The sequence below is a fragment of the Moorena producens 3L genome, from assembly GCF_000211815.1.
GTDB lineage: Bacteria > Cyanobacteriota > Cyanobacteriia > Cyanobacteriales > Coleofasciculaceae > Moorena > Moorena producens.
Genome location: NZ_GL890930.1, coordinates 80,136 through 94,572, shown reverse-complemented (window position 1 = coordinate 94,572; position 14,437 = coordinate 80,136). Strand labels below are relative to the sequence as shown.

Annotated in this window: 12 protein-coding genes and 1 tRNA gene; 11 read left to right on the top strand and 2 right to left on the bottom strand. The window is 43.0% G+C overall.

Going from position 1 to position 14,437, the window contains the following annotated elements; translation table 11 throughout:
• Window positions 1–121: 121 nt before the first annotated feature.
• From tig to LYNGBM3L_RS17020, 9 genes are all read left to right on the top strand, one after another.
• Window positions 122–1,558 carry a trigger factor gene (gene tig / locus LYNGBM3L_RS17060; protein WP_008185761.1) on the top strand — a complete coding sequence of 479 codons (1,437 nt, stop codon included), beginning with the start codon at window positions 122–124 and terminating at the stop codon, window positions 1,556–1,558.
• A gap of 314 nt (window positions 1,559–1,872) precedes the next feature.
• Window positions 1,873–2,565, top strand: coding sequence for an ATP-dependent Clp endopeptidase proteolytic subunit ClpP (gene clpP, locus LYNGBM3L_RS17055; RefSeq protein WP_008185759.1), 693 nt, complete (start codon window positions 1,873–1,875; stop codon window positions 2,563–2,565).
• 13 nt (window positions 2,566–2,578) lie between these two features.
• Window positions 2,579–3,925: an ATP-dependent protease ATP-binding subunit ClpX gene (clpX, locus tag LYNGBM3L_RS17050; RefSeq protein WP_008185758.1), complete on the top strand. Its 1,347-nt coding sequence runs from the start codon at window positions 2,579–2,581 to the stop codon at window positions 3,923–3,925.
• A gap of 134 nt (window positions 3,926–4,059) precedes the next feature.
• A complete protein-coding gene (locus tag LYNGBM3L_RS17045; protein WP_044493593.1) occupies window positions 4,060–4,899 on the top strand; it encodes an alpha/beta fold hydrolase in 840 nt (279 codons plus the stop codon).
• Window positions 4,900–5,429: 530 nt separating this feature from the next.
• A complete protein-coding gene (locus LYNGBM3L_RS17040; protein WP_008185754.1) occupies window positions 5,430–6,542 on the top strand; it encodes a tetratricopeptide repeat protein in 1,113 nt (370 codons plus the stop codon).
• A 253-nt stretch (window positions 6,543–6,795) separates the two neighbouring features.
• Window positions 6,796–7,152: a HesB/IscA family protein gene (locus LYNGBM3L_RS17035; RefSeq protein ID WP_044493591.1), complete on the top strand. Its 357-nt coding sequence runs from the start codon at window positions 6,796–6,798 to the stop codon at window positions 7,150–7,152.
• Between the two features lie 212 nt (window positions 7,153–7,364).
• Complete coding sequence (locus LYNGBM3L_RS35430) at window positions 7,365–8,234, top strand: M48 family metallopeptidase (RefSeq protein WP_071986898.1); 870 nt, start codon at window positions 7,365–7,367, stop codon at window positions 8,232–8,234.
• Window positions 8,213–8,296 (top strand) — tRNA-Leu (locus LYNGBM3L_RS17030). The genes LYNGBM3L_RS35430 and LYNGBM3L_RS17030 overlap by 22 nt, the downstream gene beginning before the upstream one ends.
• A 582-nt stretch (window positions 8,297–8,878) precedes the next feature.
• Entirely contained in the window at window positions 8,879–9,526 is a 648-nt protein-coding gene (locus tag LYNGBM3L_RS17020) for a class I SAM-dependent methyltransferase (RefSeq protein ID WP_008185750.1), read from the top strand.
• A gap of 103 nt (window positions 9,527–9,629) precedes the next feature.
• Here the strand turns inward: LYNGBM3L_RS17020 and LYNGBM3L_RS17015 are convergent, their stop codons facing one another.
• Window positions 9,630–10,724: a RuBisCO accumulation factor 1 gene (locus LYNGBM3L_RS17015; RefSeq protein WP_008185747.1), complete on the bottom strand. Its 1,095-nt coding sequence runs from the start codon at window positions 10,722–10,724 to the stop codon at window positions 9,630–9,632.
• A gap of 265 nt (window positions 10,725–10,989) precedes the next feature.
• On the opposite strand from LYNGBM3L_RS17015, the gene LYNGBM3L_RS36675 reads away from it, so the two are divergent.
• A complete protein-coding gene (locus LYNGBM3L_RS36675; RefSeq protein ID WP_071986897.1) occupies window positions 10,990–11,256 on the top strand; it encodes a hypothetical protein in 267 nt (88 codons plus the stop codon).
• 48 nt (window positions 11,257–11,304) lie between these two features.
• A complete protein-coding gene (locus LYNGBM3L_RS17010) occupies window positions 11,305–12,543 on the top strand; it encodes a DUF445 domain-containing protein (protein WP_008185745.1) in 1,239 nt (412 codons plus the stop codon).
• A gap of 79 nt (window positions 12,544–12,622) precedes the next feature.
• Here LYNGBM3L_RS17010 and LYNGBM3L_RS17005 read toward each other — a convergent pair whose 3' ends face one another.
• The gene (locus LYNGBM3L_RS17005) at window positions 12,623–13,621 is read right to left on the bottom strand and encodes a glycosyltransferase family 2 protein (protein WP_008185744.1); all 999 of its coding nucleotides are present in this window, start codon (window positions 13,619–13,621) and stop codon (window positions 12,623–12,625) included.
• Between the last annotated feature and the right edge of the window lie 816 nt (window positions 13,622–14,437).

Below are 14,437 nucleotides of genomic sequence, written 5' to 3'. Positions count from 1 at the left end.
GGTCGAAGCAGGCAACACCTAAAGTAATATAGGAGTCCCCAGGTCGAATCTTTGATTCAGCCTGGTTGATTATCCACTGTCCCGACTCATTAAACAATTAACTCTTCACACCCAAGCGTCAATGAAAGTAACTCAGGAAAAACTTCCCGCTAGCCAGGTTGGTCTGAAAATTGAAATTCCGGCTGAAACGACCAAACAAGCCTATGAAAAGGTTTTACAGAACCTTTCCCGCACCGTCAAAATTCCTGGGTTTCGCCAAGGTAAGGTACCCCGTCAGGTTTTGCTACAACGTCTTGGTGCCCAACAGGTAAAAGCTGCTGCCATCGAAGAGTTGCTAGACAGTAGTCTAAAGCAGGCGATTGAGCAAGCCCAAATTGAGGCACTAGGGAACTATAATTTAACCTCTACCTTAGAAGATTTGCTCAGCCAGTTCAAACCAGGGGAACCCCTAACCTTCACCGCATCGGTCGATGTGCCACCATTGGTTAATTTAGGGGAATACAATGGCTTAAGTGTGACAGCTGAGGAAACTAAGGTTGAACCGGATGCCGTCGAGAATTTTCTCGAAGAACGGCGTGTTGAGCAGGCTACCCTAGTACCAGTGGAATCACGCCCAGCTCAGATGGGAGATGTGGTCGTGGTGGATTATGTCGGTCGATTTACTGGTGATAGCGAAGAGGATGAAGGCTCAGTAATACCTAACGGTGAGGCTAAGGATTTTGAAATTGAACTTGGGGAAGGCAAGTTCCTAGAGGACATTCTTCAAGGCATCGTTGGTATGAATCCTGATCAGAATAAAGAAGTACCAGTAACGTTTCCTGAAGATTACCCCCTAGAAGATTTAGCTGGCAAGTCGTCGGTCTTTAGCATCACCCTAAAAGAAATCAAGGAAAAAGAGCTGCCAGAGTTAGATGACGACTTCGCTCAAGAAGTTAGTGATCAAGAAACCTTGGCAGAGTTACGGGAATATTTACAGCAGGAGTTTCAGGAAAAAGCTGATCAAGAAACGCAAGCCAGCAAGGAGGAGGCTTTAATCAACGCTCTCCTGGAAAAGGTTGAAGTTGAATTGCCTGAAACGCTAATTGACCAGGAACTCCAAACAATTTTGACCCAAACAGCGATCCAGATGCAACAGTTGGGAATGGATGTCAAAAGGCTGTTTACCGAAGAGAATCTACCACAGCTGCGAGAAAGATCACGTCCTGATGCCATCCAAAGCCTCCGACAATCCCTAGCCCTTAAGGAAATAGCTACACGTGAATCCCTAACCGTTGAAGAGTCGGAAATAGAAGCGAAAAGTAAAGAATTGATGAAGGAGTTGGCTGGTCAAGAGGTAGATCCGGATCGGCTGAGGGAATTCGTCGAGTCCGATTTGCTCAAACTCAAAGCCATTAAATGGTTAGAAGATCACGGTACTATAGAGCTGGTTCCCAAAGGAACCATCACCGAAGAAGAAGAAACTGAAGCAGAAGACACGGCCGTTACAGTAACCGAACTAGAAACAACCGATGCGGCTTCCCAGACCATTGAAGTACCAGCTGAACCAGTTTCTGAGTAAATCCTAGAGTTGGCCTTGTTGGTGATTTGCCCAGGGGAAGTGGTAGTGAGTGGCTAAGCTGTTGCGGATTTAACTTTCATAATTCTGAGGCTGAAACCCAAGGCTCAGCTTAGATTGCTTAGAATAAACACACCTTAGCTCAACAGCTTAGGCTTGTAGATAAGCCTCAACTCTCTAACCGTAAACTCTTGCACCAACAAGCAAACAGTTAAGGCATAATAGTTTCTATAGAGACTTTGACTTTATGCCTATTCGTGCCCTTGTTAGATAGCACCTTTATTAATAAATCGAGAGGTCTTGACGAGTTGTATCCTATGCTGCAATCTGTGTCCCCTCATTCCTCAATCACCAGCTTAAGTTCTCTAGACCAATACCAAATCACCTCCAGTAGTACTGTTGTACCAATGGTGGTAGAGCAGTCTGGAATGGGAGAACGAGCATTTGACATTTATTCGCGGCTGCTGCGAGAACGCATTGTCTTTTTGGGAACCCAGGTCGATGATGTGGTAGCTGACTCAATTGTTGCCCAGCTGTTATACCTAGAAGCTGAAGACGAGGAAAAGGATATCCAATTGTATATCAACTCCCCAGGTGGCTCGGTAACTGCAGGGATGGCAATATATGATACGATGCAGCAAGTGCGCCCTGATGTGGTTACCATCTGCTATGGCTTAGCTGCTAGTATGGGCGCATTTCTCCTAGCAGGGGGAGCTGCTGGTAAACGGATGGCATTGCCCAATTCTCGGATTATGATTCACCAGCCCCTAGGCGGTGCTCAGGGACAAGCGGTGGATATAGAAATCCAAGCTAGGGAAATTCTATACCACAAGCAAACCCTTAACCAATTACTGGCTAATCACACCGGTCAACCGGTGGAGCAAATTGCCGAAGATACCGAACGCGACTTTTTCATGTCAGCGGCGGAAGCTAAAGACTATGGTTTAATTGACCAGGTGATCTCCCGGCAGAATCTTCCTAACCAGGAAGCAGCTGTCGCTTCTATCTAGAAAGAGGCTTCTTATGTCTAAATACGACTCCCATCTAAAATGTTCCTTCTGCGGTAAGTCTCAAGAGCAAGTACGCAAATTAATTGCTGGCCCCGGAGTCTATATTTGTGATGAGTGTGTTGATTTATGTAATGAAATTTTAGATGAGGAGTTACTTGATTCCGGTGCGCCTGCTCCCCAGCCTGCTCCTCGACCAGAACCTGCCAAGAAACGTCGTCCCCGTGCCAACCGCATTTCCATGAATCAGATTCCCAAACCCAGGGAAATTAAACGGTATCTAGATGACCATGTGATTGGTCAGGAGGAAGCCAAAAAAGTTCTGTCAGTTGCTGTGTACAACCACTACAAGCGCCTAAGCTTGCTCCAATCTAAAGCTCAGGGTCAGGGTCAGGGAATAATCGATGATGGCATAGAGCTACAAAAGTCCAACATTCTTCTAATTGGTCCTACTGGTTGTGGTAAAACATTACTCGCCCAAACCTTAGCCAAAATATTAGATGTGCCTTTTGCTGTGGCAGATGCCACAACCCTGACAGAAGCTGGTTATGTTGGCGAAGATGTAGAAAACATCTTACTGCGACTATTGCAAGTGGCAGATCTGGATGTGGAGGAAGCCCAGCGAGGGATTATCTATATCGATGAAATCGATAAGGTAGCCCGCAAGAGTGAAAATCCCTCCATTACCAGGGATGTTTCTGGGGAAGGAGTCCAGCAAGCATTACTGAAAATGCTAGAAGGAACAATTGCTAATGTCCCGCCTCAAGGTGGACGCAAACATCCTTATCAAGACTGCATTCAGATTGACACCAGCAATATTCTGTTTATTTGCGGTGGTGCGTTTGTTGGTTTGGATAAGGTGGTTGAGCAACGCCTAGGCAAGCGTTCCATGGGATTTATTCAGCCTGGAGAGAATCAGTCGAAGGAAAAGCGCACAGCAGATATTCTGCGACACTTGCAGCCAGATGACTTGGTGAAATTCGGCATGATTCCTGAGTTCATTGGTCGCATACCAATGGTAGCGGTCATTGAACCCCTGGATGAGGAAGCCCTGATGGCAATTTTGACAGAACCCAAGAATGCACTGGTCAAACAGTATATGAAGCTGTTGAAGATGGACAATGTTAACTTGGAGTTTATGCCAGATGCAATTCGAGCGCTGGCCCAGGAAGCTTACCGTCGTAAAACTGGTGCTAGGGCGTTAAGGGGCATTGTGGAAGAATTGATGCTGGAAGTGATGTACGAGTTGCCTTCTCGTAAGGATGTCACTCGCTGTACAATCACTAGGGAAATGGTAGAGAAGCGCTCCACTGCTGAACTATTGGTTCATCCTTCTTCATTGCCAAAGCCAGAATCAGCATAGTAGTAGCATAGTAGTAATTTTTCATTTGTCATTGGTCAAAATAAAATTTATTGCTTGTTAATTGTTGATTGTTAATTGTTTATTATTAATTTTTGATTGTTGATTTTCAATTAACAAAGGACAAAGGTCGAAAAATGCCTTACATTCAAATTCGGGGTGTAGAACACTACTATGAATGGGTAAAGAAGTCAACAGCTTGTGGAAATAAACCTGTGATGGTATTTATCCATGGCTGGTGTGGTTCGTCTCGCTACTGGGAAAGTACCGCTAAAGCTCTATCCAATACCTTTGACTGCCTCCTATATGACCTAAAGGGGTTTGGTAGGTCAAAATTACCCCAACAGGGGACAAACTTGACCTATGAGATGGAGGACTATGCTGAAGATTTAGCGGTGTTGTTAGATACCCTGGGAGTTAGTCGTATCTATATCAATGCCCACTCCCTAGGCGCATCTGCTGCTACCATGTTTCTCAATCGTTATCCTGAGCGGGTTGAGCAGGCAATTTTGAATAATAGCGGTGTTTTTGATTATGACGAGAAATCCTTCACCGCTTTTCACAAAGTTGGTGAGTTAGTAGTAAAGTTCCGCCCCGGTTGGTTGTTAAATATTCCCTTGGCCAGTACACTGTTCATGATGCGATTTTTGCACCATCCCCTACCTAGGGCAGTGAGCCGGGATTTTTTGGCAGATTACCTAATGGCAGATCATGAGGCAGCTTTGGGAACAATGCTGACTGCGGTTAGTAAGTATGCGGCGGAGGTAATGCCTAATAAGTTTGCTCAGTTAAAGGTGCCAACCCTGCTAGTTTCTGGTGAATACGACAAAATTATTCCTTCAGCACTAGGACGTAGAGCATCACAATTAAGTCAAAAAGTCAAGTATGTTGAAATTCCTGATACAGCTCACTTTCCGATGTTGGAGGCTCCAGGGATTTATCTAGAGCAGGTGCGGGAGTTTATTTGTGTTAGCTGAGGCTTGAGTTTATTTGTGTTAGCTGAGGCTTAAAGAAATTACTACTCTTCGGGGGAAATAAGTGGTTATTGCTCATAAAACTGAACACCAGAGGAATAGCTTAAAAAATCAGGAAACCCCCAAGCTGTAAAAGCTGGGGGCGGTGATCAGGGTGCATCTACTACTTCCTTATTCGAGTAGGTATGACGCTTCTCCGGACAGATTTTGAGAGTGAGTTCGCTTCAAGAAGCGCATCCTCGGCAACTTGTTGAGGGGGACATTGGGAAAGAAGGTAGTATGTATGACGGCAACTAGGTCTTTCCAGATTAGTGTGCACAGGCTACTGATGTTAATTTTTATAAATAGCTCAATAATTTCCTTAACTTACTGAAAAATATATTTAGGAATATACAGCAAGTTGTGAGTAATCTTATCTCTGGTAACCGAGGTAAAACAGAGACATAACTGCTGAAAATGAGCAAGGGAGATGGGCTACTCAAGTTTCTTTGGCTCCATCATCCCCCCCATCTACATCAGGGAGCAATATTACTATGGCACATCTGGTTCAGAATCTAGTTGAAACGGAAGTCGAGCAACACCAAAACAAGAGTGCAGGAGATGACCCTGTCCAGCCTCAACCTCGTAAGTATCGCCAAAGTCAGTTACAAAATATACTCAAAACACTGCAAAACACCTTAGCAATTTGTCAAACTAAGGAAGATTTGGCTGGTCAAGTGGATACTCTCAAACGCATTGGGTTAGTTCATTGCCGTTTGGGAGAGTATGCCTGGGGAATCAAGTGTCTCAAGCAAAGTTTACAAATGGCCAATGATATTGGTTCGCCCAAGAGTTTAGGCGTCATTCTTCATCATCTCGGAATGGCTTATTGCCAGACTAACCAGGATGATAAGGCATTTAAGGTTTATCTAAAAGCATTGAGGATTTTCCAAAAAACTCAAGATCATTCAGAAATTGCTAAAATCCTTAATCACCTAGGGGAAATTCACAATAGCTGGCATCAACCAGTGCTGGCTCTGAGATGCTTTCGCCAAGCCATGAAGATTTTTCAAAACTTAGGCAATTCAGTTGAGGGCGAAGGCAGAGCACTGGAAAATATAGGGGAAGCTTATACCCAGCTTGGAAGATACCGTCAAGCTCTAGCTGTCTTGGAGCAAGCCCTAAGCATTCACGAAAAAAAAACATCCTCTGGTTACTCTAGTCGGAAGTTAACTACTCTTGAGAGGATTGGCACAGTTTACTTCCGACTAGGTGAGGAACTACGGGCATTGGATTTCTATCATCAAGCTTTGGAGATTGGTCAGGAACTGAGTAAATCACTTCATCGTAACACCAGAAGCTTGGATTATATCGGAGCGGTTCACTACCACTTGGGAAATTACCCCCATGCCTTAGCCTATCACTTACAAGCCTTAAGACTTTGGCAAGAAATCGCCCATCCTGGGGAGGGGGAGAGCTTGTTCCATGAAAAGGCTGAATTCTCTCAACTCAGGACAGTTTATAACTGTCTGGGTATATCTGAGCAAGGGGTGCAGTGCAGCCAACAAGTACAGAAGATGATTATTAACTGTGGTTACCGAGTTAGTGAAGAAGAGATTAGCCAGTATCTTAGTCACGGTGGAAGGTTAAACCATAACGTAGAATGATTAATGCATGGTAGCCTAAAGACTCGTTACAATTAAAATCTAAACCCCCGATAATTCCCATTTCACGCAAATTAGAGAATTATCGATAAACAACAAAACTGTGAACTGGCAGAGCTGATTCAGCTATAAGCTGTGAAGCATCTAGTTTGATGAGACACTCTAAGCTAAATCTTGGGTTAGAGCCTGATAATTATCTTTCTTTAAAATCCACAACAACTTAAGACCAAGCAAAATTAGGAGTCAAAAGTAAGCAATGGCACAAGTAACTGAGTCACAGCAAAAAGGTATTCAACTGACAGACAAAGCTCTAAAGCACGTTTTAGCCCTGCAACAAAGTCAAGGAAAAGACCTTTACCTGCGAGTTGGTGTTCGCCAGGGAGGCTGTTCAGGACTGTCTTACATGATGGATTTTGAAGAACCTAGTAACATTCGGGAGAATGATGAAATCTTTGACTACGATGGCTTCAAAATAATCTGTGATCCAAAAAGTCTGCTTTATCTCTACGGTCTGGTACTGGATTACAGCGATGCTATGATTGGTGGTGGATTCCAATTCACCAACCCCAATGCCAATCAAAGCTGTGGCTGTGGTAAGTCGTTTAGCGTTTAGGGCATTGTTAGTTTAAAGTCTGTCAATTCAAGACTACAACCAAGGACTAGAAGACTTAGGCAGTGACGCTATAGAATTAGCTATATAGAGGTAGCGCTATAACTAGTTAGGGTGCAAGGCTTGTACCCCTACAATAGATTAGGCTTGAGCCATAGATTTTGGGGAAGTCCTAGACTAATAAGTAATTACTAATGACTAACGACTAACAGCTAATGACTAAAACATCACTATTTGGTCTGAAGGCAGATCATTTTCGTCATCCCCTAGATTTGGAAGCAACCACAGCCCTGAAACAGTTGCCAGGGATAGACTTGGTGGTGCGAAATTTACTAGGTCCTGTGGCGGAACAGTTTTTTTACCTGAACAATATTGCTGCTAGTGTCTTGGTGGGAGAAAATCAACTGCCCCATCTTCATAAACTACTCGAAGATGCCTGCACAACTTTAGATTTAGAGCCGCCTCAGCTTTATGTGCAGCAAAATCCCGCTCCCAATGCCTATACCTTCGCTATGCGGGGTAAACAGCCTTTCATTGTCTTGCACACCTCTTTAATTGATCTCCTGACACCAGAGGAAATTCAGGCGGTTATTGCCCATGAACTGGGTCATCTCAAATGTGAACATGGGGTGTACCTGACACCGCTCAATATCATGGTATTAGCGGCTAGTTTAATTCCCAATTGGGGGATGCTCATTGCTCAAAGCATACAGGAGAAGATGTTAGAGTGGCTAAGATGTGCGGAATTTAGTTGCGATCGCGCTGCTTTACTGGCTACTCAAAATCCGAGAGTGGTCATGTCTGTATTGATGAAACTGGCTGGTGGTTCGCCAACTCTGGCACCACAACTTAACCTAGATGCGTTTATTACTCAAGCTAGAGCTTACGATAGCGCTGGTGATACTGAGCTGGGTCAAGTACTCCAACAATTGCAGATCTCTCAACTGAGCCATCCCTTACCTGTACTACGGGCGCGAGAAATTGACCGTTGGGCAAGTTCTCAATCTTATCAGTCCTTGTTAAATCAGCGATTAATTAGTTATAATAAAGGAGATGCCCAAACGGGCGGGTGGCGAAATTGGTAGACGCACCACACTCAAAATGTGGCGGCCTTATGGTCATGAGAGTTCGAGTCTCTCCCCGCCCACTGTAACTAAGGGTTAGTAAACAGCTAGAGAAAATGTCGCAGAGTCTAGCAAAAACTCTTATTATTTGTTAGACTTAAATTAGGGTAACACCGACAGGGATTATTATGTAACTTAAATTAAAGCCGAAAACCAAGGGTTTAATAGTTGCGCTTAGTTCCCGGTGGAACCAAATTTGTTGAAATTTTTATGGCGCTCGCGGGATATTCCTGAGGGCTTTGGGAGATACCCCCTGGCTGAGAAATCAGCTTGCATTGGCGAGCTAGAGTTTACCTTTGGTAGATTCTGGTAGCTAAAAAGTATCGGCTCTGCACGGCGCAAACAACTGAAAAAACAGACTCAGATGCTGCGCCGGAAGCTTAAGGAAAGTCGGAAAGCACTCCAAAACCGAAACCAAGACAACCAAAATCAATACAAAAATCAACAATGGGGAAGAGATATTAATGCTCTTCCCTATTTTTGTTGTAGAATCCTGTCTAACCGCCTCAAAATATTCCTTGCAATAACCCAAACTCAGAAATACTTACCATAAACTTCATAAATCTTTATAATATTCGTGAGCAAGATACGTACCATATCATAAAATGATCTACCAGCGCCTTCAACGCAGTAAATTGGATGAGAGCGATGATGTTCTGTTCTATTCATTTCCACGGTTTGTGACTCATGTCGATGAGGGCTTTATCGATCAGCTGGTAAACCTCTACCGGGAACGACTACAACCCAACACGCGAATCCTGGATCTCATGAGCAGTTGGGTTTCTCACTTACCAGAAGACATGGAGTTTGCTCATGTTGAGGGGCATGGCATGAATCTGGAAGAATTGGTCAAAAATCCTAGACTTAATCACTACTTTATCCAAGACTTGAATCAAAACCAGCAATTGCCATTGCCTGACCAAGACTTTGATGCTGTGCTGATTGCTGTTTCAGTTCAGTATCTTCAGTACCCTGAAAAAGTTTTTGCTGAGATTCATCGTGTCTTAAAACCAGGGGGAATGGCAATTATTAGCTTTTCTAACCGAATGTTTTTTCAAAAGGCGATTCAGTCCTGGCGAGATGGGACCGAGACAAGTCGAGTGGAGTTAGTGAAAACCTATTACCAGTCTATTCCTGGATTTAGTTCGCCTGAGGTTGTTGCTCGACCATCCCCGCTTCCTACTTTTCTGCTACAGCTTGGGATCACTTTAGGCGATCCATTCTATGCAGTACTGGCTAATCGAACTACTTGAGCCTGATGAAAAGGGTTTTGTTGAGGGTAATTTTTAAGAGTCAACAGCCAAGAGTCAAGAGTCAACAAAACAGAAATTAACTAACTTAATAACTAATGACTAATTACTCATCAATTTGCCAGACATCTTGACTTAATGCTTCATCCAGAATTTTTTTCGGTCGTAATACTAGGATGAGGCGTCCCAAAAAACTAATATCAGGAGAATCTGGAAACCACTTAATCTCTAACTGTCCTGATTCTTCAACCAAAAAGTAGCTGTCCCCATCCCACTGCTGCTGTGAGCGGTCAATAATAAGCAAAATCTCTTCAGGTTTGTTATTCTGTTGAATAGGCAGCTGATTACTGTTACACAAAATCACCACTGGATCTTGTGCCTTCAAAACTACCTGCCAGCCCGGTACTGCGGCGAACATCTGCTCTCGAAGCCCCTTAACTATACTAAAAGTGCCCTTATAGTCAGTTCTAGGAACCTGGTTGAGATCAGCTATTGTCAGGGGTAAGGCACCCACTACCGGAAGCAAACGGGGCAAATCTTCTTCAGCTTCAAGGCGGTATATGGGTAATCTGGGGGCTGGACGCTGAGTGCTACCAAATGCTCCTGTGAGTAATTCTTCGATTTGTTGTCGGGCTTGTTGAGTATGAGCAAACATCAAGCCTCGGGCAATCAAACGAGAACGTTCTTGCAAATCATTGTGTTGTTTGGCAAGTTTCCAATACTGATAGGCAACAGCATCACCAGGATGATTGGTGAATCCCTCCGGTGGACGGCTTCTGCGGGAAAAGGTCTTGAGTGCTTTGGCAACTTCATGGGCTCCTTCGGAGTTCAAGTTTCTAGCAACGAGAAATTCAGCAGCAGCAGCTCGTTCCTCTTGGGTGAGAATCCGCAACTCGTACAGGGAATCGCTACCAGTACTCTCAAAACGCGATCGCACTTCATCGGACACCCCGACTGTAATCAAACTTGTGTAAACCTGAGATGCCACCATCACTTGATTCTGTTGAATTGGCTCAAACCCAGTTTCTTCAAAAATTACCTGAGAACTGTAGCCAGCTTTTTGTAGCTGCTGACAGGCTTGACCCCACTCCACCCAGTTACGTTCTTTGCGCCGCAGTAAGGTTAATAAATCTTCAGCATTTATCTGTTCTGAATTGGTTTGAGGGTGACTTTCAGGAGAGCCTGGTGGTACTTCAGTCATGGTTTAAAGAAAAAGAAAACGAACAGTGCCATCAACGGCAATGTGTATTATATCCCGTTCGGGTTTAGTGTAGCAGGATGTCACTTTTGGAAAAAGCCTACAATAGAGATTGGGCATTAAATAAATTCTTGAAGTATAAAAGATGAAGATAGCAAGTGTAAAGGCAGCAATAATGATAAAGGTGAGGGATGGTGCATCTTTGAATTAATGCTCAAACCTACTAATTGTTAAGGGACCGCAGCCATATATAGCGGTTCTCATAGTAATGAGGTACAGAGGATTTTTTCCCTATTCCCTATTCCCTATTCCCTATTCCCTATTCCCTATTCCCTATTCCCTATTCCCTATTCCCTATTCCCTATTCCCTATTCCCTATTCCCTATTCCCTATTCCCTATTCCCTATTCCCTATTCCCTATTCCCTATTCCCTATTCCCTATTCCCTATTCCCTACTCCTCCAAGGGCGGGGTACCTCACCTATTTAATAAATGCTATAACTAGTTTACTTCATACTTTCTCCATCATACTTTAAAATTACCTATTACCTGCTTTTTAAGTTCTACACAACTCGATTTTTGTTTTGGATCTGTTTAACCTATTATTGTTGTTTGTTCCTCCCATAGCTGGGGGAATTATTGGCTATTTCACCAATGATTTAGCCATCAAAATGTTGTTCCGTCCCTACAGACCAATTTACATCGGTAAGCGTCAGCTACCTTTTACACCAGGTTTAATTCCTCGCAACCAGGAACGGCTGGCTAGGCGAGTTGCTGACACTATTATGGGTTCTCTGCTGACGCCAACAGAGTTACAGCGTTTGGCAAAGCGTCTGCTCCATACTGAACGTGTGGAAGGAGCGATCTTGTGGCTATTAAACCTAGCGCTAGATCAAGTCCGGTCGGATAAGCAACAGAAAACAGCTCATATTCTTGCTGGGATTCTCCGAGACTTGATCGGGGAATCGTTGCCACGTATGCTAAAAGTCTTAGCCCGTCGTAAGGATTTCCTAGAAGCCCAACTTAACCATGTTTTTGACCAGATTTTATTGGAGTTTCGACTGGATCAAGAACAAGCTCGGAAGCTTTCTGAGTGGATCTTAAAAGTAGTACTACCCCCAGATATTTTGCGACAGGCAGTTATTGATTTCCTAACTGACCGCAACATTCAAATCATTGATGAAGACTTTCGGGAAAAGTCCAGTGGGACATACTGGGTAGTGGCAAATTTATTTGGTATACGCAATGCTTTGATCCGCCTGCGAAGCTTTTGCCTTGACGAAAAAGAAGCGACTAATGCTCGCATCGAAGAGTTAATTGTGGCTCTAGGAACTCGCGATCGCTTGCGGGAATGGTTGCAAAATGTTTCATTGCAAAATCTGCCTTTGTCAACAGTGAGACAACTACGGAAAACTATGCGGGATTCGGTGCGTGCTTATATTCAAGAGGGGGGTGCTGAATTTATACAAGGATTAAATCAATCTATTGACTGGGAAAAAGTGTCTGCCTTAATTGTTAATCGGCTCCGAGATTCAGCAATTATGACTACATCGTTGACAATGATTAGCAAGGAACTCGCTTTGGTTATAGAGCGCTACCTGGAGGAGGATTTGGAAAAAATTATGACTGAAGTGATTCCGATTTTATCTATTGATGAGGTGATTGTTGAACGGGTAAACGCTACTTCTCCAAAAGATATGGAAATCACGATTCAGACTTTAGTGAAAAGTGAATTACAAGCTATTGTGAATTTAGGGGGTATTTTAGGAGTGATGGTGGGACTATTTCAAACAGTGTTGCTGCTGTTGACAGGAGGAATTTAATCAGGAATTTAATCAGGATGCTCTCTAGGATTTATCCTGAGGCTGATTCTACGGAACGGGACTTTTATCCCAGTTTATGCTAAGACCGACGGCTAATGATGGATAAAAGTTTACGAGAACGGGGACCTCGGTATCTTTCGTATAGTAAAAAGTTTGGTATCATCGTTCTGAGCCAATAGAGTAAATTTAATAACCAACGATGATTAACTTTAATTTTGCCATTGAGCAGATCTACTGGTAATTCCACTAATTTAGCTAATCTGGTAAAACTTTCCTGGTCTTTTTCCTCAAAACTTTTTTCTATCAAATACTTAATACTTTTCTGGCATAAGCTAACTAATTTTTGGTGATTTGTCAAGACAATTTCAAAATACTTAATGTAAGACTCCCGCATCAGTGAGCTATTATCGGTGAGATTGAAGCGGTGTTTTCTATAATAGGCTCCGATGATTGGAGTATGGACGAATCTGACGTTCCGTTGCAGAAGTTCTAATACCCATTCTCGATCCTCACAGGCTTTCAGGCGAGTATCAAAATTTCTCTGGTCTAAGAGTTTTTTCTTGAACAGCATCGATTGCTGTAACAAGGGAAAAGGAGAATCTGCCAGAAAATCTGGACAAATTAGCAGTCGTTCGATGAGCTGTTCTTTGGTGAGAGCACCAACAACATGAGGCTTGGTTTCAATAATGTTTTCGTTTTGATCAACATAGACCCGTTCATAGTCGGAGTAAAATACTACATTATCACCAGTTCCCTCTAAACAGCTCAATTGAAATCTGATTTTATCTTCATGAATCCAATCATCAGCATCTAAGAATTGAATCCATTCTCCAGTGGCTTTATCAGCGCCAAAATTACGAGCAGACGATACCCCTCCATTGTCTTTATAAAAGTACTGTATCTCTGGGTGGTAGTGGACTAACTGATCAGCAACTTGGCGGGTATTATCGGTAGAGCCATCATCGACAATAATGCATTCAATCTGGGAAAATGTTTGCGCTAGTACACTCTTTACTGATTGTTCGAGGTACTGGGCTTTATTAAAGGTGGTGATAACTACTGAGACAGATGTATTCATGAAATAAATTATTTATACCATAGGTTAAAAGTCAGTAATGACCAAATTTTGTTGGCATTATCTGGTTGGTAGTCTTGGATTAATTTATAAAAGTTTGGTCGAAAAATACTGGTTTAAGGTAATGATTTTATCGACTGACATAAATCATCCCAGAGGTAATCTCTGAGCTAAGAGCCAAAAGGCGATAGCCAGCCGTACTTTGTACGCTTTTGTACCACTTCTGGAAGAAGATCTCAGAAAGTAGACCTAAGCAACCGCTTGTTTTGCGGCCAAGCTACTATCCTGACAAAAGGGTATAGCCATAGCATACTCGATGAATTGGTAATTTTAAAAGGGGGTAGGGGGTTTTAAGGCTGGTTTAATACTGGTCTTATGGGTATTATGCACTCTGATGGGATTTTGTTCAGCTATGGTCAAATTCAAATCTATGTAGAGCAGCGCATCTTGGTTGCTGATGGGTGATATGATGTTTGTCAAAACATCATCGATAAAGAATCCCAGGAAGTATGAACAGATAATTAGCTGTATTTGGGGTTATTGAGATTAAGATTTGGGGCACTAATCCCCCCAATATAATGGCGTTATAATAATTGATTACTTTTTTTGTCGAAATAAACAATGAGTATAACCCTCTTTAAAAGGCTGATTTATTAACATCAATTAGCTCAAGTACCTATTTTTAGCTAGAAACTGACTGGTAATTGAAATTGGCGATCGCGTTTTTAGAGCTAGTTGCACAGAGGTATTGAGTATTTTCCGCAGAGCTCTATTGAAATTTCAGTCCGAGCCACTTCTGCAAAAGCCGGTCTACCCTCT

Bases quoted from the DNA above. Each gene is read 5' to 3' on its own strand.
- LYNGBM3L_RS17020 (WP_008185750.1), top strand. From the start codon at position 8,879: ATGATCTACCAGCGCCTTCAACGCAGTAAATTGGATGAGAGCGATGAT.
- LYNGBM3L_RS35430 (WP_071986898.1), top strand. From the start codon at position 7,365: ATGACTAAAACATCACTATTTGGTCTGAAGGCAGATCATTTTCGTCAT.
- LYNGBM3L_RS17040 (WP_008185754.1), top strand. From the start codon at position 5,430: ATGGCACATCTGGTTCAGAATCTAGTTGAAACGGAAGTCGAGCAACAC.
- LYNGBM3L_RS17045 (WP_044493593.1), top strand. From the start codon at position 4,060: ATGCCTTACATTCAAATTCGGGGTGTAGAACACTACTATGAATGGGTA.
- LYNGBM3L_RS17035 (WP_044493591.1), top strand. From the start codon at position 6,796: ATGGCACAAGTAACTGAGTCACAGCAAAAAGGTATTCAACTGACAGAC.
- LYNGBM3L_RS17015 (WP_008185747.1), bottom strand. From the start codon at position 10,724: ATGACTGAAGTACCACCAGGCTCTCCTGAAAGTCACCCTCAAACCAAT.
- clpX (WP_008185758.1), top strand. From the start codon at position 2,579: ATGTCTAAATACGACTCCCATCTAAAATGTTCCTTCTGCGGTAAGTCT.
- clpP (WP_008185759.1), top strand. From the start codon at position 1,873: ATGCTGCAATCTGTGTCCCCTCATTCCTCAATCACCAGCTTAAGTTCT.
- LYNGBM3L_RS17005 (WP_008185744.1), bottom strand. From the start codon at position 13,621: ATGAATACATCTGTCTCAGTAGTTATCACCACCTTTAATAAAGCCCAG.
- tig (WP_008185761.1), top strand. From the start codon at position 122: ATGAAAGTAACTCAGGAAAAACTTCCCGCTAGCCAGGTTGGTCTGAAA.
- LYNGBM3L_RS36675 (WP_071986897.1), top strand. From the start codon at position 10,990: ATGAGGTACAGAGGATTTTTTCCCTATTCCCTATTCCCTATTCCCTAT.